General features: G+C 56.0%; 22 protein-coding genes. 4 read left to right on the top strand and 18 right to left on the bottom strand.

The genetic code is table 11. The features are described from left to right. Position 1 precedes the first annotated feature (1 nt). From LKE13_RS12225 to LKE13_RS12200, 6 genes are all read right to left on the bottom strand, one after another. Positions 2–1,153 carry a Re/Si-specific NAD(P)(+) transhydrogenase subunit alpha gene (locus LKE13_RS12225; RefSeq protein WP_227951651.1) on the bottom strand — a complete coding sequence of 384 codons (1,152 nt, stop codon included), beginning with the start codon at positions 1,151–1,153 and terminating at the stop codon, positions 2–4. 97 nt (positions 1,154–1,250) lie between these two features. After that, a complete protein-coding gene (locus LKE13_RS12220; protein ID WP_227951650.1) occupies positions 1,251–1,379 on the bottom strand; it encodes an aa3-type cytochrome c oxidase subunit IV in 129 nt (42 codons plus the stop codon). 119 nt (positions 1,380–1,498) lie between these two features. Continuing rightward, on the bottom strand, positions 1,499–3,271 hold the full coding sequence (locus LKE13_RS12215) for a M3 family oligoendopeptidase (protein WP_227951649.1): 1,773 nt from the start codon (positions 3,269–3,271) through the stop codon (positions 1,499–1,501). 54 nt (positions 3,272–3,325) lie between these two features. Then, entirely contained in the window at positions 3,326–3,775 is a 450-nt protein-coding gene (locus LKE13_RS12210) for a PaaI family thioesterase (protein WP_227951648.1), read from the bottom strand. Next, entirely contained in the window at positions 3,772–4,248 is a 477-nt protein-coding gene (locus LKE13_RS12205) for a PaaI family thioesterase (RefSeq protein WP_227951647.1), read from the bottom strand. Before LKE13_RS12205 ends, LKE13_RS12210 begins: the two co-directional genes overlap by 4 nt. Before the next feature lie 6 nt (positions 4,249–4,254). Then, positions 4,255–5,238, bottom strand: coding sequence for an NAD-dependent epimerase/dehydratase family protein (locus LKE13_RS12200; RefSeq protein WP_227951646.1), 984 nt, complete (start codon positions 5,236–5,238; stop codon positions 4,255–4,257). Between the two features lie 194 nt (positions 5,239–5,432). On the opposite strand from LKE13_RS12200, the gene LKE13_RS12195 reads away from it, so the two are divergent. Beyond that, positions 5,433–8,903, top strand: a complete 3,471-nt coding sequence (locus LKE13_RS12195) for an indolepyruvate ferredoxin oxidoreductase family protein (protein WP_227951645.1) — start codon at positions 5,433–5,435, stop codon at positions 8,901–8,903. 113 nt (positions 8,904–9,016) lie between these two features. Here the strand turns inward: LKE13_RS12195 and LKE13_RS12190 are convergent, their stop codons facing one another. Beyond that, entirely contained in the window at positions 9,017–9,448 is a 432-nt protein-coding gene (locus LKE13_RS12190) for a GFA family protein (RefSeq protein ID WP_227951644.1), read from the bottom strand. A 299-nt stretch (positions 9,449–9,747) separates the two neighbouring features. Here LKE13_RS12190 and LKE13_RS12185 point away from each other — a divergent pair, with 299 nt between their 5' ends. Then, positions 9,748–9,978, top strand: coding sequence for a DUF1272 domain-containing protein (locus LKE13_RS12185; protein WP_227951643.1), 231 nt, complete (start codon positions 9,748–9,750; stop codon positions 9,976–9,978). On the opposite strand, the gene LKE13_RS12180 is transcribed toward LKE13_RS12185, so the two are convergent. The 5 genes from LKE13_RS12180 to LKE13_RS12160 form a co-directional block, all read right to left on the bottom strand. Continuing rightward, positions 9,979–10,296, bottom strand: coding sequence for a hypothetical protein (locus LKE13_RS12180; RefSeq protein ID WP_227951642.1), 318 nt, complete (start codon positions 10,294–10,296; stop codon positions 9,979–9,981). Between the two features lie 86 nt (positions 10,297–10,382). Next, positions 10,383–10,685, bottom strand: coding sequence for a DUF2312 domain-containing protein (locus tag LKE13_RS12175; RefSeq protein WP_227951641.1), 303 nt, complete (start codon positions 10,683–10,685; stop codon positions 10,383–10,385). A 123-nt stretch (positions 10,686–10,808) separates the two neighbouring features. Further along, complete coding sequence (locus LKE13_RS12170; protein ID WP_227951640.1) at positions 10,809–11,102, bottom strand: DUF1244 domain-containing protein; 294 nt, start codon at positions 11,100–11,102, stop codon at positions 10,809–10,811. A gap of 30 nt (positions 11,103–11,132) precedes the next feature. Next, positions 11,133–12,278 (bottom strand): carboxylate-amine ligase, encoded by a 1,146-nt coding sequence (locus LKE13_RS12165; RefSeq protein ID WP_227951639.1) that lies wholly within the window; start codon positions 12,276–12,278, stop codon positions 11,133–11,135. After that, entirely contained in the window at positions 12,268–13,050 is a 783-nt protein-coding gene (locus tag LKE13_RS12160; RefSeq protein WP_227951638.1) for an N-formylglutamate amidohydrolase, read from the bottom strand. Before LKE13_RS12160 ends, LKE13_RS12165 begins: the two co-directional genes overlap by 11 nt. Positions 13,051–13,228: 178 nt before the next feature. Here LKE13_RS12160 and LKE13_RS12155 point away from each other — a divergent pair, with 178 nt between their 5' ends. Together LKE13_RS12155 and pyk are read left to right on the top strand one after the other, a co-directional pair. Next, positions 13,229–14,101, top strand: coding sequence for an FkbM family methyltransferase (locus LKE13_RS12155; RefSeq protein ID WP_227951637.1), 873 nt, complete (start codon positions 13,229–13,231; stop codon positions 14,099–14,101). 116 nt (positions 14,102–14,217) lie between these two features. Next, positions 14,218–15,642 (top strand): pyruvate kinase, encoded by a 1,425-nt coding sequence (gene pyk, locus LKE13_RS12150; protein ID WP_227951636.1) that lies wholly within the window; start codon positions 14,218–14,220, stop codon positions 15,640–15,642. Between the two features lie 11 nt (positions 15,643–15,653). Here the strand turns inward: pyk and LKE13_RS12145 are convergent, their stop codons facing one another. The 6 genes from LKE13_RS12145 to LKE13_RS12120 form a co-directional block, all read right to left on the bottom strand. Beyond that, a complete protein-coding gene (locus tag LKE13_RS12145) occupies positions 15,654–16,262 on the bottom strand; it encodes a tetratricopeptide repeat protein (protein WP_227951635.1) in 609 nt (202 codons plus the stop codon). A 19-nt stretch (positions 16,263–16,281) separates the two neighbouring features. Beyond that, positions 16,282–17,583 carry a glycolate oxidase subunit GlcF gene (glcF, locus tag LKE13_RS12140; RefSeq protein ID WP_227951634.1) on the bottom strand — a complete coding sequence of 434 codons (1,302 nt, stop codon included), beginning with the start codon at positions 17,581–17,583 and terminating at the stop codon, positions 16,282–16,284. A gap of 1 nt (position 17,584) precedes the next feature. Further along, complete coding sequence (locus LKE13_RS12135; protein ID WP_227951633.1) at positions 17,585–18,823, bottom strand: FAD-binding protein; 1,239 nt, start codon at positions 18,821–18,823, stop codon at positions 17,585–17,587. Positions 18,824–18,829: 6 nt separating this feature from the next. Further along, positions 18,830–20,320: an FAD-linked oxidase C-terminal domain-containing protein gene (locus LKE13_RS12130; protein ID WP_415776525.1), complete on the bottom strand. Its 1,491-nt coding sequence runs from the start codon at positions 20,318–20,320 to the stop codon at positions 18,830–18,832. 136 nt (positions 20,321–20,456) lie between these two features. Beyond that, positions 20,457–20,582: a type B 50S ribosomal protein L36 gene (ykgO, locus tag LKE13_RS12125; protein WP_161316603.1), complete on the bottom strand. Its 126-nt coding sequence runs from the start codon at positions 20,580–20,582 to the stop codon at positions 20,457–20,459. Positions 20,583–20,705: 123 nt separating this feature from the next. Beyond that, the gene (locus LKE13_RS12120) at positions 20,706–21,647 is read right to left on the bottom strand and encodes a methyltransferase domain-containing protein (protein ID WP_227951631.1); all 942 of its coding nucleotides are present in this window, start codon (positions 21,645–21,647) and stop codon (positions 20,706–20,708) included. Positions 21,648–21,842 lie beyond the last annotated feature (195 nt).

The following is a 21,842-nucleotide window of genomic DNA, read 5'->3' as shown; positions in this document are numbered from 1 at the left end:
ATCAGTTCCCTCCCTCAGTTAGTTGCGGGTGGATAATGTTGCCATCGCGGGTGAGCGCGGTGCCGAGAACAAGCTCGTCCTCCCAGTTCAGGTTCAAATTCCCCGTTTCCTTGTCGATCATGGGGTTCAGGAAATTGAAAAGATTTTTCGCGAACAATGATGACGCGTCGCTGGCAAGTCGGCTCGGCACATTAAGATGGCCGACGATCTTGACGCCATTATCCGTCGTCACAACCTCGCCCGGTTTCGACTGGGTGACATTCCCGCCCGCCTCAACCGCGAGATCAACAATGACCGATCCCGGCTTCATCACGGCGAGCATTTCATCCGTAATCAAAATCGGCGCGGTGCGCCCCGGAATAAGCGCCGTGGTGATCACGATGTCCTGCTTCTTGATATGTTCGAACACAAGCTCCGCCTGGCGTTTCTTGTAGTCGTCGCTCATTTCCTTGGCGTAGCCGCCCTCCGTCTCGCCGGTCTCATCACTTTCGACCATGACAAATTTCGCGCCGAGGCTCTCGACCTGCTCTTTCGTGGCAGCACGCACGTCTGTTGCCGTCACGACGGCACCCAAACGGCGGGCGGTGGCAATCGCCTGAAGTCCGGCAACGCCGACGCCCATGATGAAGCATTTGGCGGGCGCAATAGTCCCGGCCGCTGTCATCATCATCGGCAGCGCCTTGCCATATTCCGCCGTTGCGTCCAGCACGGCCTTATACCCTGCGAGGTTCGACTGGCTGGAAAGAATATCCATGGACTGCGCGCGGCTGATGCGCGGCAGCAGCTCCAGCGAGATCGCGGTGATCCCTGCTTTCGCATAAGCCGCCGCCAAATCCTTATGTTGAAGGGCGGCGAGATGCCCGATCAGGGTCGCGCCCTTCTTCATCAGCGCGATTTCATCCTCACCCTCATCCTTGGTCAGGGGGCGCTGAATTTTCAGGACAATATCGGCGTCTTTCAGCGCAGCGGCCTCATCGGCGGCGATTTTTGCGCCCGCGGCCTCAAAATCCGCATCGGAAAAGGAACTGGCATTGCCTGCGCCTGTCTCGATAATGACCTCTGCGCCGAGACCGACGAATTTTTTCACGGTGTCCGGCGATGCCGCGACGCGCTTTTCATTTTCCCGACGCTCCCGGGGGATGGCGATCTTCATAATCGATCCTCTTGTCTGTTATTTGATGCAGGAATGACAGGCGCCCCGCCGCGCCAGAGAATGATGCGGGCCGCGCACAAGGCAGCCCGCTTATCCACTAGGTCAGGAAAATCGCCATCAGGATCAACAGGATCACCAGAAAAATGGTGCCATATTTGAACAGCTTGATGAAAGCATTGAAGCTTTCCTTCTGGGCTGAAATGTCCATACTTCCGTTTTCATGCATAACAACAAACCCCTCGTCTATTTCGGTACTGTTTTAATTTGACCTGAAATATACCGAAAAATGCCCGTCGGGCAACAGAATGTCGTGTGCGATGCAATAAAAAGCTGAAATACCTGCGCCTAGAGCGCCTCCAATTCATCGATAAAGCCCTCGATCACGCTAAGGCCCTTCGACCAGAATGCGGGATCGGATGCATCAAGATTGAACGGCGCCAGCAATTCCTTATGCCGGAGCGTGCCGCCTGCTTTCAGCATATCGAAATATTTCTCCTGAAAGCCGCTCTCCGCATCCTGATAGATGGCATAGAGCGCATTCACCAGACAATCCCCGAACGCATAAGCGTAAACATAGAAGGGCGAATGGATGAAATGCGGGATATAGCTCCAGAAATACTGATATTCATCATGCAGCCGGATCGCAGGGCCGAGGCTTTCCTTCTGCACCTCCATCCAGATCTTGCCGATCTGGTCGGGGGAGAGTTCCTCTTTCCGCCGCGCATCATGCAGGCGTTTCTCAAATTCATAAAAAGCGATCTGCCGCACCACGGTGTTGAGCATATCCTCTACCTTGCCCGCCAGCATAATCCGCCGTTTATCCGGATCGGCCTCTTTTTCCAGCAACGCCCGGAAAGTAAGTTGCTCTCCAAAAACACTTGCTGTCTCAGCCAGCGTGAGTGGCGTATCGGCCAGCAACCCACCCTGCGGTGCGGCCAGAAGCTGATGCACACCATGGCCGAGTTCATGGGCGAGTGTCATCACATCGCGGATATTGCCTTGATAGTTGAGCAAGAGATATGGATGCACGCTCGGCACTGTGGGATGCGCGAAGGCACCTGGCGACTTTCCGGGGCGCACGGACGCATCAATCCAAGGCTTTTCAAAGAACTCCTTGCCAAGTTCTGATAGTTCCGGCGAAAAACGCCCATAAGCATCCAGAACCGTATCCCGCGCCTCTTTCCATGGGATGATGCGATCATCGGAATCAGGGAGCGGCGCATTGCGGTCCCAATAATCAATTTTGTCCTGCCCCATCCATTTTGCCTTGATCGCATAATAGCGATGCGAGAGCGTCGGATAGGCAGCCTGCACAGCCTCGGATAAAGCGTCAACAACCTCCGCCTCTACTTGATTGGAGAGATGTCGCATAGCGGCCGGCTCCGGGGAGCCGCGCCATTCATCTTCAATCGCCTTATCTTTTGCCAACGTGTTGGTGATCAAGGAAAAGAGCCGGACATTTTCGCCGAAAACCTTGCCGATATTTTTCGCGGCTTTCTTACGGATTTCCGCATTCGGGCTGGACAGAAGGTGCAAGGCCTGCTGAGAGGCCATTTCCTCGCCATCCACCTCGAACTTGAGGCCCGCCACGGTCTCATCGAACAAGCGCACCCAGGCGCTTCGGCCCGAAATGTCTTTCTCATGCAAGAGCTTCTCGATCTCGTCGGAAAGCTGGTAAGGCTTGAGCGCCCGCACATTATTCAGCCAAGGCTCATATTTCTTGAGGCTGCTCCCCTCATACATCGCCTGTAGCGTGTCTTCCTCGATCCGGTTGAGTTCCAGCGTGAAGAATAAAAGATCAGTACCGATGGCGCTGATTTTCTCCTGCATGGTCTGGAAGAACTTGCCGATATCAGGGTCCGACATATCGCCCGCATAGACAAGATAGGCGTAGGACATGATCCGGCCTTCCAGCTCGCCAATTTCTTCATATTTGGCGATGGCGAGGTAAAGCTCCTGCCCATCAAGGGAGGTCAGCTTACCCTTGTACTGCTCGGCGAAGGCCTTTGCATCCCGCGCCGCCGTGTCCAGATCCTCAACAAGTTCCGGCGAGGTACGGGACGGATAAAGATCGCTCAGGTCCCATTCGGGCAAATTGGCAAGGGCAGACTCGGTCATGTATAACTCACTCCAACGAAAAAAGGCACTTCCTGTTCATTTAGGAAGCATTCCCTAACTAACAAGAAAATTGGCATGGGCAGAGGCAATCGGTTTTTTTCGGTCCTGTTGCCAGGCCTCGATGCGCAAATTGGCAACGCGGCGGCCCGGCTTGGTGACAACGGCCTCTGCATAGGTTTCAACAGGCTTGCCGGAGCGCAAATATTCCACCGTGATATTGATGATCTTGGGCAGGCGCGTCACCTCCTGCGTTGCCAGCAGATGGACGAGGGCTGTACTTTCCAGAAACGCCCCAACTACGCCGCCATGCAATGCCGGCAAGGTGGGATTGCCGATGAATTTCTTGTTTTCAGGGAGCACACAGGTCAACCCGCCGCCCCAGGGCGCGAGTTGCAGCCCGAGGAAGCTGTAATAAGGAATGATATCGAAGACCGGCTTCCAGTCCATGGTTTCCTTCGCCGAGTTGATCATCTTGACGAAATCTTCTGGTGTCATCTCACTCATTCTGCCGCTCCCTTCCTCTTCGCCGAATAATTAAGAGGCGGCGTATCAGTGGATCGCAGCATGAAGGTGCCGACGGAATTTGCAATCGGGTCCTCTGGATCGCTGTGATAAGCGATGGCGCGAACAAAGGCGATCTGTTTCGTCACCTTGTAGCAGGTCGCGCGGGTGAAGACATCCTCCCCCGGCGTTGCAGGGTTCAGATAGTCGATGCGCAAATCCAGTGTAGCGAGCGGGATATATTCCTTGATTTTTGCGTAGATGCACATGCCCGCGGCCGAGTCGATCAGAGTAGTAATAATCCCGCCATGCAACACGCCATTAACCGGGTTCCCGGCAAACCGCTCCTGATAAGGCAAGCTGAAAACCACCCCATCTTCGTTCATTTCATGCACTTTTAAGCCAATCTCTGCGGCATGGGGGATGCCATGTTCCAGAATATTCTGAATCTGGCTTATATCGAATTCTATCGACATGTAATTTTAGTCCTTATTACTGTATTCTTGGTACCATTTGACGAATTTTGGGAGACCCTCCTCGAGAGACGTCGTGGGCTCATATCCCACATCCTGACGGATCGGATCAATATCGGCGTAGGTCGCTTTCACGTCGCCCGGCTGCATGGGCAGAAGCTCCCGCATCGCCGTCATCCCGAGAGACTTCTCGATGATCGTTACAAAATCAAGCAGTTGCTCCGCCCGATTATTACCAAGATTATAGACTTTATGAGGCGGCTCTGCATCGGTTTTTTGAGGCGGATGCGCCAGCACAGAAAGAATGCCTGTCACCACATCGTCGACATAAGTGAAGTCGCGCATCATGTCACCCTGATTATAGATTTGAACCGGCTCGCCTTTCAGGATTTTTTCGGTGAACAGCCAATAGGCCATATCCGGTCGGCCCCACGGGCCATAAACCGTAAAGAACCGTAGCCCCGTTGACGGCACGCCATAGAGATGGGCGTAAGTATAAGCCATCAGTTCGTTGGCCTTCTTCGTCGCCGCATAGAGAGAGATCGGCCGATCCGTCGCCTGCCCCACCGAATAGGGCAGCTCGCTATTGGCGCCATAGACGGAACTGGAACTGGCATAAACCAGATGCGGGAGCGTCTCAAGATGGCGGCAATACTCCAGTATAGTAAGGAAGCCGGTGACATTTGCATCCGCATAATCGAACGGATGGGTCAGGCTGCGGCGCACCCCGGCCTGCGCGGCCAGATGGATAACCCCGGTGATGTCATCCTGATCCGCCATCGCCGCCGTGAAGGCGTCCCGATTTGCCAGATCGACCTTGCAAAAAGTGAACCCTTCCCGCTCCTCAAGCTGCGCGAGCCGGTCTTTTTTCAACCCGACATCATAATAGTCGTTGAGGTTGTCAACACCGACAACTCTCTCCCCCGACGCCAGCAGTGCCTCCGACACATGCATGCCGATAAAGCCCGCCGCCCCTGTCACCAGAATGGTCATGATTTGCTTTCGAGAATGAATAAAAACTAAGGGGCCATCCTAATGCTATTTTGCTCCGAAAGAGTTAAAAAAATCGGATGACTCCCTAAATAAAATCTATATAAGTCAGTATTATTGACCTTTTTTGCTTTTCATGATAATCTGCTTATATCAATCAGCAGTAATCGTCTTTTTCTAATGGGAGTAAGGTTAAGATGCAGTTGGCGAATGTTTCACTGGACGACAAATACACGCTTGAAGAAGGCCGTATTTTCCTGACAGGTATTCAGGCGCTTGTTCGCCTGCCGTTAATGCAGAAGGAACGCGATCGTGCGGCGGGCCTCAACACAGCGGGCTTTATTTCAGGCTATCGCGGATCTCCGCTCGCAGGTTATGACCAGTCGCTCTGGAAAGCCTCCAAAATCCTTAAAGAAAATGACATCCAGTTTGAACCGGGCGTCAATGAAGACCTCGCGGCGACCGCCGTCTGGGGCAGCCAGCAACTTAATATGTTCAAGGGCGCGCGCTATGATGGCGTGTTCGGTCTGTGGTACGGCAAGGGACCGGGCGTCGACCGGACCGGCGACGTTTTCCGCCACGCGAACAGCGCCGGCACTTCCAAGTATGGCGGGGTTCTCGCGCTTGCGGGCGATGATCACGGCATTGTCTCCTCCTCCATCGCGCATCAGAGTGAGCATAGCTTCGCCGGCTGGATGATGCCGGTGTTGCACCCGGCCAATGTGCAGGAGATTCTCGACTATGGCCTCCTCGGCATCGAGATGTCCCGCTTCTCCGGCCTCTGGATCGGTTTTAAATGCATATCCGAAACTGTGGAGGGCGGCGCATCCGTCTATGTCTCCCCTACCCGTGGCAATTTTATCCGCCCGAATATCGAGATGCCGGAGGGTGGCCTCAATATCCAGCCCCATGACAACCGCTTTGATCAGGAAATCCGCCTCAACCAGCATAAAATCTATGCCGCCCGCGCCTTTGCCCGCGCCAACCATATCGACCGGGTGACCATGGACAGCCCCAAGCGCCGCTTCGGCATCGTGACAGTGGGCAAGTCCTATTATGACGTGCGTCAGGCACTCCGTGACCTCGGGATCGATGATGACCTTGCCGCTGAAATCGGTCTCACCGTCTACAAGGTCGGCATGCCCTGGCCGCTGGAGCCGGATGGAATCCGCCAGTTCGCCGAAGGGCTGGAAGAAGTGCTGGTGATCGAGGAAAAACGCGCCGTCATCGAGAACCAGATGAAGGAGCAGCTCTATAACTGGGACACCGGTGTGCGCCCGCGTATCCTCGGCAAGTTTGACGAGGACAAGAAGCCGCTGCAACCCTCCACCGGGGAATTGACCCCGGCCATGGTCGCGCGCACCATCGCGGCCCGTATCCGGCGTTTCTACACATCGGACTCGATTGAGAACCGCCTCGCCTTCCTCGACCGCAAGGAAAAGCAACTCGACGCAAAACCGGCGAAGCTGGTGCGGACGCCGTTCTACTGCTCCGGCTGCCCGCATAACACCTCCACCGTCGTGCCGGAGGGGAGCCGCGCCGTTGCCGGGATCGGCTGTCATTTCATGGTCACCTGGATGAACCGCAACACCGACACCTTCACCCAGATGGGCGGCGAAGGCGTGCCGTGGGTCGGGCAACAGCATTTTACCGACGAGCAACATATCTTCGCCAATCTCGGCGATGGCACCTATCATCATTCGGGCATTCTCGCGATCCGTCAGGCGGTCGCGGCGAAGGCCAACATGACCTACAAGATCCTTTATAACGACGCGGTCGCCATGACCGGTGGACAATCGCTCGGCGATAACTTCACGCCCTGGCAGATCGCCCAGCAACTCGAAGGCGAAGGCGTCTCTGTTATCCGCGTGGTGACGGACGAGCCTGAAAAATACCCCGAAGGCACGCCTTGGCCGAAAGGCACGACCATTCATCATCGGGATGACCTGGACAAGATCCAGCGGCATCTGCGGGAGGAAAAGGGCGTCTCCATCCTCATCTATGACCAGACCTGCGCCGCCGAGAAACGTCGCCGTCGCAAACGCGGCACCTTCCCCGATCCTGCCAAGCGCGTGATTATCAATGATCTCGTCTGTGAAGGCTGCGGCGATTGTTCCGTCAAGTCGAACTGCCTCTCGGTTGAACCGATCGAGACAGAATTCGGCCGTAAGCGGACCATCAACCAGTCCACCTGCAACAAGGACTTTTCCTGCGTGAAAGGCTTCTGCCCGAGCTTCGTCACCATCGAGGGTGGCGAACTCAGGAAAGCCGCGCCCCATGCCGCAGAAAACCCGGCGGAAGGCTTGCCCGCCCCGGCTGCGCGGGAATTGAACGGTCCTTATCGCATCCTGATTACCGGGATCGGCGGCACCGGCGTTGTCACCATCGGCGCCATTGTCGGCATGGCCGCGCATCTGGAGGAAAAAGGCATTTCCGTCTTAGATCAGGCAGGCCTCGCCCAAAAGGGCGGCGCGGTGACCAGCCATGTGCATATCGCGCCGAAGCCGGAAGATATTAACGCTGTTCGCATCCCCGCGGGGCGCGCTGACTTGCTCATCGGCTGCGACATGGTGGTGTCTGGCTCCTATGATTCCCTCGCGAAGTTCGACGTCAATGTCGCCCATGCGGTGATCAACGCGCATCCATCGCCAACCATGGATTTCACCCTCGATCCCGACGCGCCCTTCCCGGTGAAGGACACGCTCGATCATATCCGCGAAGCCATCGGCCCGGATCAATGCGATTTGATCGAAGCGAGCGAGATTGCGACAACGCTCCTCGGTGATTCCATCGCGACCAACCTCTTTATGCTCGGCTTCGCCTATCAGAAGGGGCTGATCCCGCTTAGCGAAGAAGCGCTTCTGCGCGCGGTCGAACTCAACGGCGTTGCCGTGCCCTTCAACAAGAAGGCGTTTGGCTGGGGCCGCGTGATGGCGGCGGATCCGGACCGGGTGATGAAGGAAGTTGCGGATCTGAAAGGCCCCGCGCTGCGCATGGAGCCGACGGATGATCTCGATGAAATGATCTCCCGTCGGGTAGAGTTCCTGACCGGCTATCAAAACGCTCGCTACGCCCGCCGCTATGGCGATCTTGTGGCCAGTGTCCGGATGCGCGAAAGCGAGATCATGCCGGGCACGACGTCCCTCTCCGAGGCCGTCGCGCGGAGCTACTTCAAGCTGCTCGCCTATAAGGATGAGTATGAAGTCGCGCGGCTTTATACAGATACAAGCTTCATGAAACGGGTGGAGCGGATGATGGACGGCGATTATTCCCTCAAATTCCATCTTGCTCCGCCGCTCTTCTCGAAACGCGATCCGGATACCGGGGAGCTGAAAAAGAAGGAGTTTGGCGGCTATATGATGAAGGCCTATCGCTTCCTCGCGAAGTTCAAATCCTTGCGCGGCACACCGCTTGATATCTTCGGCTATCAGGAAGAGCGCAAAACCGAGCGCGCGCTGATCAAGGAGTTCGAAAAACTGGTCGCTGAGCTGATGGACGGCCTGACGGCGGAAAACCACGCCATCGCCGTCGAGATTGCCGCTCTGCCCATGCAAATCCGCGGTTATGGCCATGTGAAGGACAAGGCTATAAAAGTCTATCGCGGTGATCTGGAAAATATGCTCACCAGCTTCAAAAACCCCGAGCCGCAGAAACAGGCGGCGGAATAGGACTAATGCCCTGATCTAACAGTCAAACTTAAATATATTCGAGTTCTGCCGCCTTACAGTGATTTACTGTAAGGCGCGTTCCATACCAATTTTTGTTGCTGTCATTCTTTAGATCATTCCGGCATTATCTCACCGCTACCACCAGCTTCTTCAGGCATGTCCTTAAATTTCGGAAGGCCGTCCTTAATCGGTAGAATGGTGTTTTCATAATTAATATGAATTGTCGGGGTAAATGTCAGATCATGCACCAGACCAGCAAAAATGTCGTAAAGGCCAGCCTCAAATAAATCAATACCAACGAGACCATTACAAATACTGCAGGAATAGCGGCCGGCTTGGGCATGACCCGTTTTAGAGTAGTGCCGCAATTTGTCCTCACCCCTAACGATCCGAACTTTGTCCCGCGGCCATAGCACTGGCGCATTGACAGGGCAGCCCGTAAAACTCCGACAGCTATTGCAATGACAATAGCACTGTACAACGGGCTCTCCATCGGCCTCGATTCCTATAGCGCCACAGGAACAGCTTGCGTGATATGTGGTCATTGCTACTTCTTTCGAGTCCAGGAGGCGTAAAATTTCTGGGCATATTGCAGAGGTTTTATTTTTCGGTCAAGTTGACTATGGACTTTCAGTAACGGCGTGAGCTTTTTTGCCTGAATTTCAAGCGAATTGATGTTTCGTCGTCCGCATAGGATCAAAAGCAGACCTTAACCGTATCCAAGGCCGTGTATCTGAGAAATCCGAGGTAAACACATCTCGCTATAAGTGGTTCCCCGGATAGGGCTTTATTGGACCTGTCCGGACGCGCTTTCTCCCGCTATAGAGAGGAAAAGGAGATAGCGATGCTCGAACTTAGACCGAACTGCGAAACATGCGATAAGGACCTGCCGAATGGCGAGGTCGATGCCTTTATCTGCACCTTTGAGTGCACCTTCTGTGCAGATTGCGTGGAGGGAGTGCATAAGGGCGCCTGCCCCAATTGCGGCGGGAATTTCACCCTGCGCCCCGTGCGGCCCGCCGCCGCCCTCGCCCGGTTCCCGCAAAGCACCAAGCGCGTTCACGCCAAGAAATAGTTAGTCCGGGAAGCGCACCCAGTTCGGTCGGCTCCCGGTCTTCGGTTGGGGCGTTTTGGGCGGGGCCGTGTTTCGCGCTTCACGAAAGAGCGGTTCCAGCCCGGAGACAAGCGCGCGGATCAGATGTGCCGCCTCCATATTGAGGGCGATTTTTTCCTCGGTGCCGTCCGCCGCCTCTTCATGCCGCATTGCCGCGGAGATGAGCAGCCGCCGGGCCTCTTCGCCCGTGAACAGGCCGTTCAGCACGCATTGCTGCAACATCAATTCAGAGATGGTGAGGGCCGCGAAGCCCGCCGCATCGGTGGAAAATTTCGTCATCGCTCCAAACCACCTGTGGGTTTATTACAGGTGTGTTCTGCACTTAATTATTGCAGGCGCAGAATACAAGAGGTGCGACCCGATCCTTAAAAGGCGGCGGCTTCCGGCTCATTCTCCGCATCATCCTCAGCGGGATTTTCCTCCGCTGCCATGCCAAGTGCATGTTTATACAGGTCAATCATATATTCCTGCTCCTGCACGTCGGCCTTGTCCATCTTGCGCAGGCGCAGCACGGCGCGCATGGCCTTGACGTCAAATCCGGTACCCTTGGCCTCGGCGAAGATTTCCTTGATATCGTCCGCGATACCCTTTTTCTCTTCTTCCAGACGCTCAATTCTTTCGATATAGGACCGTAAATGATCCGCGGCTACTCCGCCGACATCAGCCATGACTTACCTTCTCCGTGAATATATATGCCCATAAACCGGAATGAAATCCGGACAGGCTTTCTAGCATTTCTCCGCTAGACAAATCTATGCCTTTTCAGCAATATTTTTGCTATCCCGAAATGCTTAGTGATCCTTATGACTTTCCTTGAAGGCAGCTTGCTGCTCCGGCGTGGCCTCTGTCTGGTATTTCGCCTTCCATTCATCGAACGGCATGCCATAAACAATCTCGCGCGCCTGCATCTTGTCCATCTCGATGCCCTTCTCGTTCGCCGCCTCCATATACCAATTAGAGAGGCAGTTACGACAGAAGCCGCCGAGGTTCATCAGGTCGATATTCTGCACATCAGTGCGGGTGCGCAAGTGATCGCGCAGGCGACGAAAGGCAGCTGCTTCAAGTTCAAGTGTCTGCTGGTCCATTTTCTTCTCCCTTTGTCATTGCGCCGTTATTTATGAGTCTATGCCGGAAACAGTTTCATTCAAGACCTGATCGACAACTTTTATCAGCGCTGCCTTTTTGCTGTCCCCCGCCTCAGTCGCCGCGCGGTAACAGGCGATCTGCCGCTCCGCCGACGTGCCACGGCGGATTATCTCGCGCGCATGTTGCACCTCCTTCTCGCATCCTAGCGCCGCTGCATCCTCAGCGGTAAGCTCGATTATCTCCTCGATCAGGTCGGCGAACGGCACCGGCGCCGGAATGCCAAAATCGATCAGCTTGCCTTCAACACCAAAGCGCTGCGCGATCCAGCGGTTTTCCTCCACCAGTGTCTGCGGATAGATCCGCCAGCGCTGGTTATTACGGCGCAGGCGAAAGAGCATGCGAAGAACACAGGAATAAAGCGCGGCAACTGTGAGCGAATCCTCCAACAGCGGGCAGACATCGGCAAGCCGCATCTCCAGGGTCGGGAACTTCGCCGACGGGCGCATATCCCACCAGAGCTTCGTCCCATCCTCAATCGTTCCCGCCTCCACCAACGTATCGACAAGGCGGGAATATTCGCCGTAACTCTCAAACCGATCCGGCAGACCTGTCCGTGGTAGCGCGTCAAACACCGTGACGCGGTAGGATTTAAGGCCACTTTCCTCCCCCCGCCAGAAAGGGGATGAGGTACTCAGTGCCAAGAGATGCGGCAGGAAATAGCTCGCCTGATTCATCAGATCAATGCGCAGTTCCGGATCCTCGATCGCGCAATGCACATGCATCCCGCAGATCATCATCCGCCGCACCGTCGCCTGCAAATCGCGGGCAATCGTATCGTAACGTTCTTTCGGGGTGTGCTTGAGCTGGTGCCAGTCAGCGAACGGATGGATGGAGGCGGCCATCAAGCCGAGGCCGTGTTTCTTCGCCACCTCCGCCGTGGTGCCGCGCAACTCCGTCAGTGCGTCGCGCGCCTCGGAGATATTACTGCAAACACGCGTGCCGACCTCTAACTGGGAGCGCAGAAATTCCGGTGTCACCAGATGGTCGGGCAGCCGCCGCTCGCATTCGGCAAGAATGTCCTCACTCGGCTCAATGGCGAGATCGCGTGTCTCCAGATCGACAAGCAAATACTCTTCCTCAATCCCGATGGTGAATGTCGGTTCTTTAACGCTCATCCCTGCCCTCCGGCTCATACATCGCAAGCGGCCCAAGACGGCTAAGCGCATCCGCCATGATGTTGGCCCATTTCTCCGCCCCTTGATGCGTGTCGATCAGGTCCTGCCTGATTTCAATGGCGACATTGGGAATATTCCGCTTCATGCCATGCTCATTCATGGTGTAACCCATTGGCTCTCGCGCCGAATAGGGTTCGTTATCCCCAACGACGAGGGAACTGTTCTCACGCAAGATTTTCAACAACGGCAAAGCAATGCGCGGGTCCCTGTCCCAGAGAACACCGATATGCCACGGCCGCTCGAAATCATTCATCACTGGCGTAAAACTATGCATTGAGATCAGGAGTGGCACCTCATGCACCGCGCATTTTTTCTCGATCAGGTCGGTAATCGCACCGTGATAGGGCCGGAAATAAGTCTCGACCCGCTCCTCCCGATCCTCCGTGCTTACCGTCCTGTTCGCCGGGATTTCAACGCCATCGCTCATCACGGGTGTGCTGGCCGGATCATCAGGATAACGGTTAGCGTCCAGCAACAGCCGCGAAAAACGCGCATAAATTGCCGTCGCCCCAATCTTGTCGGACAGCCGCCGCGTCACATCCTCGATCCCGATGTCCCACGCGATATGACGCGCCAGCACGGAATGATCGGTCAGGCCCAGATTATTATATTTTTCGGGGATATGCCGGCTTGCGTGATCCACAGTCAACAACAAGGCACTGTCGCTGTCGGGATGTTGAATATCAAATACGGGAGCGGTGCTGTCTGTCATGGGTCTCAATCATAAGGTACGGAACCGGTGGATACTATCCCAATCACGCCGCGTCTTACAATGATCGGAATTTCGAAAGCCAAATTTTGTAACAGCGCGATAATTTAGCTAACTGCGTCAGTCGATAACCCGCTATAAAAGGGTCAATGCTCACCCAAATATAACACCGCAGGATCCCATGCCCGGCAAGCTTGAAACCTATTTGATCGACGCAATCCGCAATAAACCGCTGAAAAAATTCTTCAAGGGGAAACAGGGCCGCAAGGTACTCAGCAAGGCTCTGCCCGATGATGTCATTGCGGTCACGGTGCAGACGGTCGATCACAAAATAATGGTTGATCCGCGCGATCTGGTGGGGCGTTCTGTTCTGTTGCATGGCAATTGGGGACGCGAAGGAACAAGTGGTGTTGTGGAGTATCTGACACGTATCGGCAAGCTGCACGGGCAAGGCGTTGCCCTCAACCTCGGCGCCAATATCGGCTGTCAGGCGCTTTATCTGAAACTCACAGATCAGTTCGACAAGGTAATCGCCGTCGAGGCCGCACCGCAAAATTTCGAATTTCTGCGCACCAACATCCATCTTAATGACTGGGCCAACGAAATCACACCGATCCATGCCGCCGTCTATACAGAGGATGGCACGATAGAGCTGCATTTGAAGGAAGACGACGTAAGCGGTGGCCATTCCCTGCTTAACCTGCCCGGCAACACCCGTTCTGTCACTGTCACAGCGCTGACCGTCGGCAGCATTGTCCAGCGCGAGAAGGTCGCTCCCGATGACGTGAAGTTTGTCTGGATGGATATCGAAGGATTCGATTTCGACATTCTCCAGGACATCAACCAGACCTTCGGTAACCGTCTGCCGGTCTTTTTTGAATTCTCACCGCGTTTTATTGGCGAGGAAAAGGCTCGCGAATTCATCGCCTATTTAAGAGAGAATTACACGAACATCCTTGATTTCAACAATTCTGGCGCCGGTTCAGGCCCGGTTACCGACTTTGACGCGCTTGCCAAAACCCCGCAACAGGATCTACTCGTATTCAGCGATTAAAACACCGCAACTATTCCAATCTATGGAAAAAACGCAGTTTCCCCCTCACATGAGTGTCATAAAAGGGGTAGTATAGATTTGCGAGTATGAAAAACCTACAGTAACGGGTGAGTGAAATGCGACGACTTAGGAAAACAAAGATCATAGCCACTCTCGGCCCGGCGAGTTCCAGTGCGGACAGCATTGAGGCACTGCATCTGGCGGGGGCCGATGTGTTCCGTCTTAACTTCAGTCATGGCGAACATAAAGACCATGAGGAACGGGCCACCGCTATTCGTGCGCTTGAGGAAAAGACAGGACGCCCCATCGGCATTCTCGCCGATCTGCAGGGCCCGAAAATCCGTCTCGGCACCTTTGAAAACAATTCGGTCATCCTGACCAATGGCGCAAAATTCCGCCTCGACCTCGACGAGACACCGGGCAACCAGGACCGGGTCTGCCTTCCCCATCCGGCGGTATTGCAAAGCCTTGAAGAGGGCAGCATCCTGTTACTCGATGATGGGAAGTTGAAACTTACCGTCATCAAGGCGGACAAGGATTTTGTTGACTGCAAGGTCACCGTCGGCGGCAAGATTTCCGACCGCAAGGGAGTTAATATCCCGAACGCACTTGTAAAGATGAGCCCGCTCACTGACAAAGACAGGCGCGATCTAGATTTCGCGCTCAGCCTTGGTGTGGATTGGGTCGCCCTCTCATTTGTGCAGCGGCCGGAAGATATCGCTGAGGTCAAGAAAATCGTCGCCGGTCGTGCCGCCGTTATGGCAAAAATCGAAAAGCCCGCCGCGGTGGAGGCCCTTGGCGGCATCATCGACCTTGCCGATGCCATCATGGTTGCGCGTGGTGATCTTGGGGTGGAAATGCCGATCCAGGAAGTCCCCTCCATTCAGAAAAGAATTATCGCCCGGTCGCGAGAGGCGGGCAAGCCTGTCGTCGTCGCGACGCAGATGCTCGAAAGTATGATCGCTGCGCCGGTGCCAACCCGTGCGGAGGTGACCGACGTTGCCAACGCCATTTATGACGGTACGGACGCGGTCATGCTCTCAGCCGAAAGTGCCGCGGGTGATTTCCCGTTGGAAGCCGTGGCAATGATGAACGATATTGCTGTGGAGACCGAGAAAGATCCGATGTATCGAAGCGTGATCGATGCCACGCATGGACCGCTCGAGGCTACTACCGCTGACGCAATCAGCGCCGCCGCCTCGCAGGTGGCAAGTACCATCGGCGCGGCCGCCATCGTCACCTACACGACTTCCGGCTCCACGGCGTTACGGGCCGCGCGCGAACGCGGGGAAACCTCGCTTCTGGTGCTTACCCCTGCACTCAAAACCGCGCGGATACTTGCCCTCGTCTGGGGTCTGCATTGTGTGCATACGTCGGATGCCAAGAATTTCGGGGAAATGGTAGATAAAGCCTGCAAGATTTCCTTTGCTGAGGGATTCACGCGACCGGGAGATCGGGTCGTGATCATGGCCGGGGTCCCCTTCGGAACACCGGGGTCAACAAATATCCTGAGGATTGCCTGGGTCGGCGGAGAGCATTAGAACGCAGAGAGCTAAATCCGTTTCTTGTCCCGCTCGATAATCAATTGATCGAGCCGGGCCTTCACACTTGGCAAATGCGGATTTATGGCAACAGCCTTTTCATAGGCGGAAAGCGCGCCCTCCTCACTCTTTTTCAGGTCATAAATCTGACCAAGGCCGGATAGCGCGCCGAAATGGCGGGGTTCCAGCTCCAGCGTGCGGCCGATATCCTCGATCGAACTGTCATATTCGCCAATCAGGAACAATACTGTCGCGCGCTTGTTCCAACCTTCGGAGAATTCCGGATCGATCTTGATCACCGTGGAGAAGAGAGTGATGGCCTTGGCAAACTGCCCCTGGCTCATATAGCTGATCCCCTGAAGCATCAGGAAATCGACTGTGTCACTGCCAGAGGTGAGCCAGATTTTCCAGATACTCCCCTCGATCACCTTGGCCTTGTCGATATCCTTCGTCTCGGAAAGTTGCCCAAAGAGATCATCGAGCTTAGGGTCATCCTGACGCGCAAACGCTGGATTTCCCCAGAAAAGGAGCCCTGCGATCAGGAGAAATTTCAAAAACCGTCGTCCCATATGACAAGTATAGCGCAGCTCGATGATTTTGGTAGCGCCGTCGGATAACAAAAATTTGTGAACGCCCGGATCAACCGTCTTTCTGGAGTGCGGCAGGCTTTGGGCCGCCGGTCGCCCAATCAAGCAGTTCCACCGTATGCAGGACCGGCAGGTCCATGCCTGACGCAATCTGCGCGATGCAGCCGATATTCCCCGCCGCGACGAGATCGGGCGTGGTTTTCGCGATATTCGCAACTTTCCGTGCCTTCAGCTTGGCGGAGAGTTCCGGCTGCAACAAATTATAAGTGCCCGCAGACCCGCAGCAGATATGGGATTCCGGGATATCCGCCACCTCAAAGCCCATCTGGCCCAGCAGGTCTTTGGGTTCTTTTCGGATTTGCTGGCCATGCTGGAGCGAACAGGCGGAATGATAGGCAACCTTCAGCCCGGTTGTCACCTTCGGCGGCGTCAGCTCGATGCGGCTCAAAAATTCCGTGATATCGCAGGCAATCGCGGCGACCTTCCCGGCCTGCTGGGCAAGTTTCTTGTCCTTGTGATGGGCAAACAGCTCCCCGTAATCCTTTACTGTGGTCCCACAGCCGGAGGTGTTAATAATGATGGCGTCCAGCCCCTGCCCTTCCATCTCGCTGTTCCAGGCGCGGATATTGGCGCGGGCGAAGCCTTGTGCGTCTTTTTCCTTGCCCATATGCAGCGGCAGCGCGCCGCAGCAGCCTGCCGATTTCGGGATGATCACTTCAACGCCGTGGCGATTGAGCAGGCGGATGGTGGCGTCATTGATCTCCGGCGCGAGTACCTTCTGCGCGCAGCCAGCCATCAGGACAACGCGCATCTTCCGTTTCCCGCCCGCCGGATTAAGGCGACGGCTATCCAGGCGGGAGGTCGGCGGCAGCCTGGTCGGCGCCATTTCCAGCATCGCCTTCAACGGCCCGGAAAAGAGATCTTTTGCCGGACGCGCCAGCTTCGCCCCAAAGAGCGAGAGGCGGAACAGCGTGGGGCGCGGCAGCACGATGCCGAGCACACCCCGGAGCAGCCGGTCAAACAGCGGCCGCTTGTAGGTTTCCTCGATATAGTCGCGGCCATGCTCCACCAGATGCATGTAATCCACACCCGACGGGCAGGTCGTCATGCAGGACAGGCAGGAGAGACAGCGGTCGAGATGCTTTACCGTGGAGGCCGGGGCCGGCTCCCCGCTCTCCAACATCTGCTGCATCAGGTAAATGCGCCCACGCGGGCTGTCTCGCTCATCCCCAAGCTCCAGATAGGTCGGGCAGGTCGCCGTGCAAAAGCCGCAATGGACACAGTTGCGCAGAATATCGTTGGAGCGGGCGAACTTCGGGTCGGCAAGCTGAAGAATGGAGAATTCTGTTTTCATCTCAAACGCTTGCCTTCATTTCTTCACCCGCATACATGCGCCCGGGATTGAGGATGTTCTCGGGGTCGAACCCGTCCTTGATGCGCGCATTGATCTTCTGGATGGCCGTTGGCTGCGGCTGGAACGGCGCGATCTTTCCCCGCAAGGCTTCCGATCCGCGAATGAGGGTCGCATGGCCTGCACCGTCAAGCGCGCCCCGGACAAGGCCTTCACCGCCATCCGCCAGCCCGTCGGGCATCTGCACCCAGACAAGACCGCCGCCCCAGTCGAGGAAATAGTCTGCCTCCACCGCCTTATCGCGAATGGCGGCAATGACCGTTACGGCATTCGCAGGTGGCAGCGAGAGTTTCCAGAGCGGCCGCTCCGATCCCTCAAAGGCGCTCGCATTGCTGACAAAACGCCAGAAGCTTTCCGAATTATGGCCGTGCAATTCCTCCTGCGCGCCCTCGCCCTCGAACATCTCGCGGATGGCGGTGCAGCGGAATTCAGCAGAGGGGCCCGGCCCCTCTATTTTAAGGGCCAGCACCGACTTGCCCGGACCCCGGATATACTCAATGTCGCATGTGGCGGCGATATCGGCGGGCAGCCATGCGGCGGCGGCAATATCATGGACGGAGGACAACCCCCGGTTCATGAGAGGTTGCGCCTTCTCCAGCGGCACGTCATAGAGCAGGACCGTGCGGGTCTTTTCCGGCCGCGGCAACACCTTGAAGGTGAGCGAGGTGGCGATGGCGAGGGTGCCGTAGCTTCCGGCAACCAGCTTGCAGAGGTCATAACCGGTGACATTCTTCATCACCCGGCTGCCGGTCTGGAACGCTTGCGCGCGGCCGGTAAAGCCCTGGACCCCCAGCAGGTGATCGCGGGCGCTGCCCGCCTTGATGCGCGCGGCACCGGAGAGATTGCAGGAGAAGACACCGCCGAGGGTCCCCGCCTCTGCGGCTCCGCCCAGCAATGGCCCGTAATCCGGTGGATCGAAAGCAAGGCGCTGTTCGCTCTGGCGGAGGAGCGACTGGATCTCGGAAACCCTTGTGCCCGCCTTCGCCTTCATTACCAGCTCGGCCGGCTCATACATTTCAACTCCGGTGAGGCCCGAGAGATCAAGCCCCTGCTCCGTCGTGACAGGACGGCCGATCCCGGCCTTGCTGCCCGCGCCCTGGATCGTGAGGCCATGCTTGCCAGCGAGCGCCCAGTCGAGCATATCGGCAATTTGCTGTTCTTCGGTGATTTTACTGATTTGCATATCGGCCTAGAATCTTGGGATGTCGGGGAACGGCAATTCGCCATTATGAACATGCATCTTGCCCAGTTCGGCGCAGCGATGCAGAACAGGGAAGACTTTCCCCGGGTTAAGCCGCCCGTCCGGATCAAACGCGCATTTAAGCCGCTGCTGCTGTTTGAGGTCCTCTTCCGAGAACATTTCCCCCATCAGGTCGCGCTTCTCGATCCCGACGCCATGTTCACCGGTCAGCACGCCGCCCACCTCGACACAGAGTTTCAGGATATCGGCGCCAAAAGCCTCACATTTTTCAAGCTCGCCGGGGTTATTCGCATCGAACAGGATCAGCGGATGCAGGTTACCATCACCGGCGTGAAAGACATTGGCGACGCGCAGGCCATACTGTTTCGACAACTCGTTCATGCGCTTGAGCACCTTCGGGAGCTGGTTGCGCGGGATCGTGCCATCCATGCACATATAATCGGGGGAAATACGCCCGACCGCCGGGAAGGCCGCCTTGCGCCCAGCCCAGAAGGTCATGCGTTCCTCTTCGGTCTCGCTGATCCGGCTGACGGTCGCGCCGCAGTCCTTGGCGATGGCGTCAATCTGGGTCTGGTAATGAGCAATCTCGACTTCCGGCCCATCCAGCTCGATAATCAGCAGCGCCTCCACATCCAGCGGATAGCCCGCGTGGCAGAATTCCTCCGCCGCGTGAATGGCGTAGCGATCCATCATCTCCATCCCCGCCGGAATGATGCCCGCGCCGATGATCTTGCCGACACAATCGCCCGCCTGCTCGCTGGAAGGAAAACCGATCAACTGCGCCGAGATATGTTCCGGACTGCGGAGAATGCGCACAGTTACCTCTGTAATGACTCCCAAAAGCCCCTCAGAGCCGGTCATTACGCCAAGGAGGTCATACCCCTCCGCATCGAGATGCTTGCCGCCAAGGCGGACGATCTCGCCATCCATGGTCACCATCTCGATCCCGAGGAGGTTATGGGTGGTCAGGCCGTATTTCAGGCAATGCACCCCGCCCGAGTTTTCCGCCACATTGCCGCCGATGGAGCAGGCAATCTGGCTGGACGGGTCCGGCGCATAATAAAAACCATCCGCCTTGACCGCATCAGTAATGGCGAGGTTGGTGACGCCGGGCTGCGCGACGATACAACGGTTGTCATAGTCGATTTCAAGGATCTTGTTGAATTTGCCAAGGCCGAGAAGCACCCCGTCGGCAAGCGGTAACGCCCCACCGGAAAGCGAGGTGCCCGCGCCGCGCGGCACCACATTGACCCCTTCGGCCTGGCAATATTTGAGGATGTCGGAAATTTCCCGTACCGTCGAGGGCAGGACGGCAATCATGGGGAGTTGGCGGTAGGCGCTCAGGCCGTCGCATTCGAAGGCACGGAGATCGTCTTTGTCGTCGATCACGCCTTCCGGATCGGAAATGATCCGGCGCAAGCCCTCCACCAGCGCATCGCGCTTTGCCAGTACATCGGCGTTTGGCTTCGGCATTAACATGGCGGCTCCCCCCTTCAGGATTTTCCTGTTCCCCTGACATAGGGCGGAAAGCCGACACTTGGCAAACAAAAAAACCGTCAATGCCGGAGCATTACGGTTTTTTCCACATTACAGAACCAGTAACGTCGACGGCAGATTAGCCCTGACGCGCCTTGAAACGGCGGTTGGTTTTGTTGATAACGTAAACGCGTCCCTTGCGGCGTACCACGCGACAATCGCGATGACGCTTTTTCGCGGACTTGAGCGAGTTCAAGACTTTCATTGTCCAGATCCTAACAACTTAATAAATTTGAAGGCCGGAACATACTGACCCCGGCGCGGCCTGTCAATGAGGAAAAGGTCTGTTTTAGCGAAGAAATTGCCGGTTGCCCGTGTTGGCCGTCAATCAGATGATTTCAACGGGTTTGCGGGCATAAACACGGAAAACCTTGAGGTGCCCGGCCTCTATTTCCTTGATCCGGCGCATCCAGAGTTCACCTTCACTGAGAATCCAGTCATGCAGATGGCCACTTTTCTCGCCATTACTCGTCCGCGCGGCGTAATCCGCAAAAGCACGTAGCACGTTTGCCTTGTATTCGACGGTGATATTCTCGGCGATGCTAACCTCAAACCCGGCCGCGGTCAGCAGCTTGCGCGTTTCCTGGACATCTATGGGGTTCGCGCCAATCGGCTCTGCGTCGCGCCATGCTTTCAATTCCGGCGCATCGGGACTCGTACCTTCCAGCATATAGTCGGACATCATGAACTGGCCTGACGGCTTCAACATCTTGTATACAGCCGCAAAACAACCCGCTTTGTTCGCGACGGGAAACAGCGCCTCGGACGCATAGACAATATCGGCGGATCGCTGTTTGGGGTTGAAATTCTCAAAATCGCAATGGAAGAAGTTCACCTTCCGTGCAAGTCCCGCCATTGTCGTCATCTCATTGGCAGCATCCTGCAAAATCTGGTCTGAGTCGTAGCCAGTGACATAGGCGTCATATTCTTCCGATACCCAGCGGGAAAAGCCGCCGAGACCGCTGCCTAGCTCGGCGACGCTCAACGCTTTATTGATACCGAGTGGTTGCGTCAGCTTTGTTTTTGCATCATCCGGAACGCAACGGGTCATCCCCTCTCCGAAGAGGGTGACCACGGATTGCTGTCGGGCGAGGCTCCACCCCTTGACGGTGGGCGGACCGGCATCGATGACTGCCTCACGCGCCTTATCATCCCTGGATTTTTGGGATTGTTTCCCGCCGTCCAGCTCATAGCCGTCCCACCAGGCCTTCAGGCGGTGTTTGATCGACGGCTTAAGGCCCGTTTCCGGGCTATCCGATTCTGCGCTCATTCAAAAAATCCTGGAATATCTTCCATTACCGGACCAAAAAATTTGACCGTATATTAGAATATCCCAGAAAAGAATTAACCATTCGTAAAACGGTGATTTGCGGTGCCTAGGATACCGGATTTATACCCCGAAATTTCATCGTTGATAGAGCCTATCATTTGGTTTATTCCATAGTGGCAATCGCTATTTTGATTG

Source organism: Sneathiella sp. HT1-7 (assembly GCF_020731145.1).
Taxonomy (GTDB): domain Bacteria; phylum Pseudomonadota; class Alphaproteobacteria; order Sneathiellales; family Sneathiellaceae; genus Sneathiella.
The sequence above is the reverse complement of the archived record's forward strand: the minus strand, read 5'-3'. Positions and strand labels throughout refer to the sequence as shown.

Bases quoted from the DNA above. Each gene is read 5' to 3' on its own strand.
- LKE13_RS12225 (WP_227951651.1), bottom strand. From the start codon at position 1,153: ATGAAGATCGCCATCCCCCGGGAGCGTCGGGAAAATGAAAAGCGCGTC.
- LKE13_RS12220 (WP_227951650.1), bottom strand. From the start codon at position 1,379: ATGCATGAAAACGGAAGTATGGACATTTCAGCCCAGAAGGAAAGCTTC.
- LKE13_RS12215 (WP_227951649.1), bottom strand. From the start codon at position 3,271: ATGACCGAGTCTGCCCTTGCCAATTTGCCCGAATGGGACCTGAGCGAT.
- LKE13_RS12210 (WP_227951648.1), bottom strand. From the start codon at position 3,775: ATGAGTGAGATGACACCAGAAGATTTCGTCAAGATGATCAACTCGGCG.
- LKE13_RS12205 (WP_227951647.1), bottom strand. From the start codon at position 4,248: ATGTCGATAGAATTCGATATAAGCCAGATTCAGAATATTCTGGAACAT.
- LKE13_RS12200 (WP_227951646.1), bottom strand. From the start codon at position 5,238: ATGACCATTCTGGTGACAGGGGCGGCGGGCTTTATCGGCATGCATGTG.
- LKE13_RS12195 (WP_227951645.1), top strand. From the start codon at position 5,433: ATGCAGTTGGCGAATGTTTCACTGGACGACAAATACACGCTTGAAGAA.
- LKE13_RS12190 (WP_227951644.1), bottom strand. From the start codon at position 9,448: ATGACCACATATCACGCAAGCTGTTCCTGTGGCGCTATAGGAATCGAG.
- LKE13_RS12185 (WP_227951643.1), top strand. From the start codon at position 9,748: ATGCTCGAACTTAGACCGAACTGCGAAACATGCGATAAGGACCTGCCG.
- LKE13_RS12180 (WP_227951642.1), bottom strand. From the start codon at position 10,296: ATGACGAAATTTTCCACCGATGCGGCGGGCTTCGCGGCCCTCACCATC.
- LKE13_RS12175 (WP_227951641.1), bottom strand. From the start codon at position 10,685: ATGGCTGATGTCGGCGGAGTAGCCGCGGATCATTTACGGTCCTATATC.
- LKE13_RS12170 (WP_227951640.1), bottom strand. From the start codon at position 11,102: ATGGACCAGCAGACACTTGAACTTGAAGCAGCTGCCTTTCGTCGCCTG.
- LKE13_RS12165 (WP_227951639.1), bottom strand. From the start codon at position 12,278: ATGAGCGTTAAAGAACCGACATTCACCATCGGGATTGAGGAAGAGTAT.
- LKE13_RS12160 (WP_227951638.1), bottom strand. From the start codon at position 13,050: ATGACAGACAGCACCGCTCCCGTATTTGATATTCAACATCCCGACAGC.
- LKE13_RS12155 (WP_227951637.1), top strand. From the start codon at position 13,229: ATGCCCGGCAAGCTTGAAACCTATTTGATCGACGCAATCCGCAATAAA.
- pyk (WP_227951636.1), top strand. From the start codon at position 14,218: ATGCGACGACTTAGGAAAACAAAGATCATAGCCACTCTCGGCCCGGCG.
- glcF (WP_227951634.1), bottom strand. From the start codon at position 17,583: ATGAAAACAGAATTCTCCATTCTTCAGCTTGCCGACCCGAAGTTCGCC.
- LKE13_RS12135 (WP_227951633.1), bottom strand. From the start codon at position 18,823: ATGCAAATCAGTAAAATCACCGAAGAACAGCAAATTGCCGATATGCTC.
- LKE13_RS12130 (WP_415776525.1), bottom strand. From the start codon at position 20,320: ATGTTAATGCCGAAGCCAAACGCCGATGTACTGGCAAAGCGCGATGCG.
- ykgO (WP_161316603.1), bottom strand. From the start codon at position 20,582: ATGAAAGTCTTGAACTCGCTCAAGTCCGCGAAAAAGCGTCATCGCGAT.
- LKE13_RS12120 (WP_227951631.1), bottom strand. From the start codon at position 21,647: ATGAGCGCAGAATCGGATAGCCCGGAAACGGGCCTTAAGCCGTCGATC.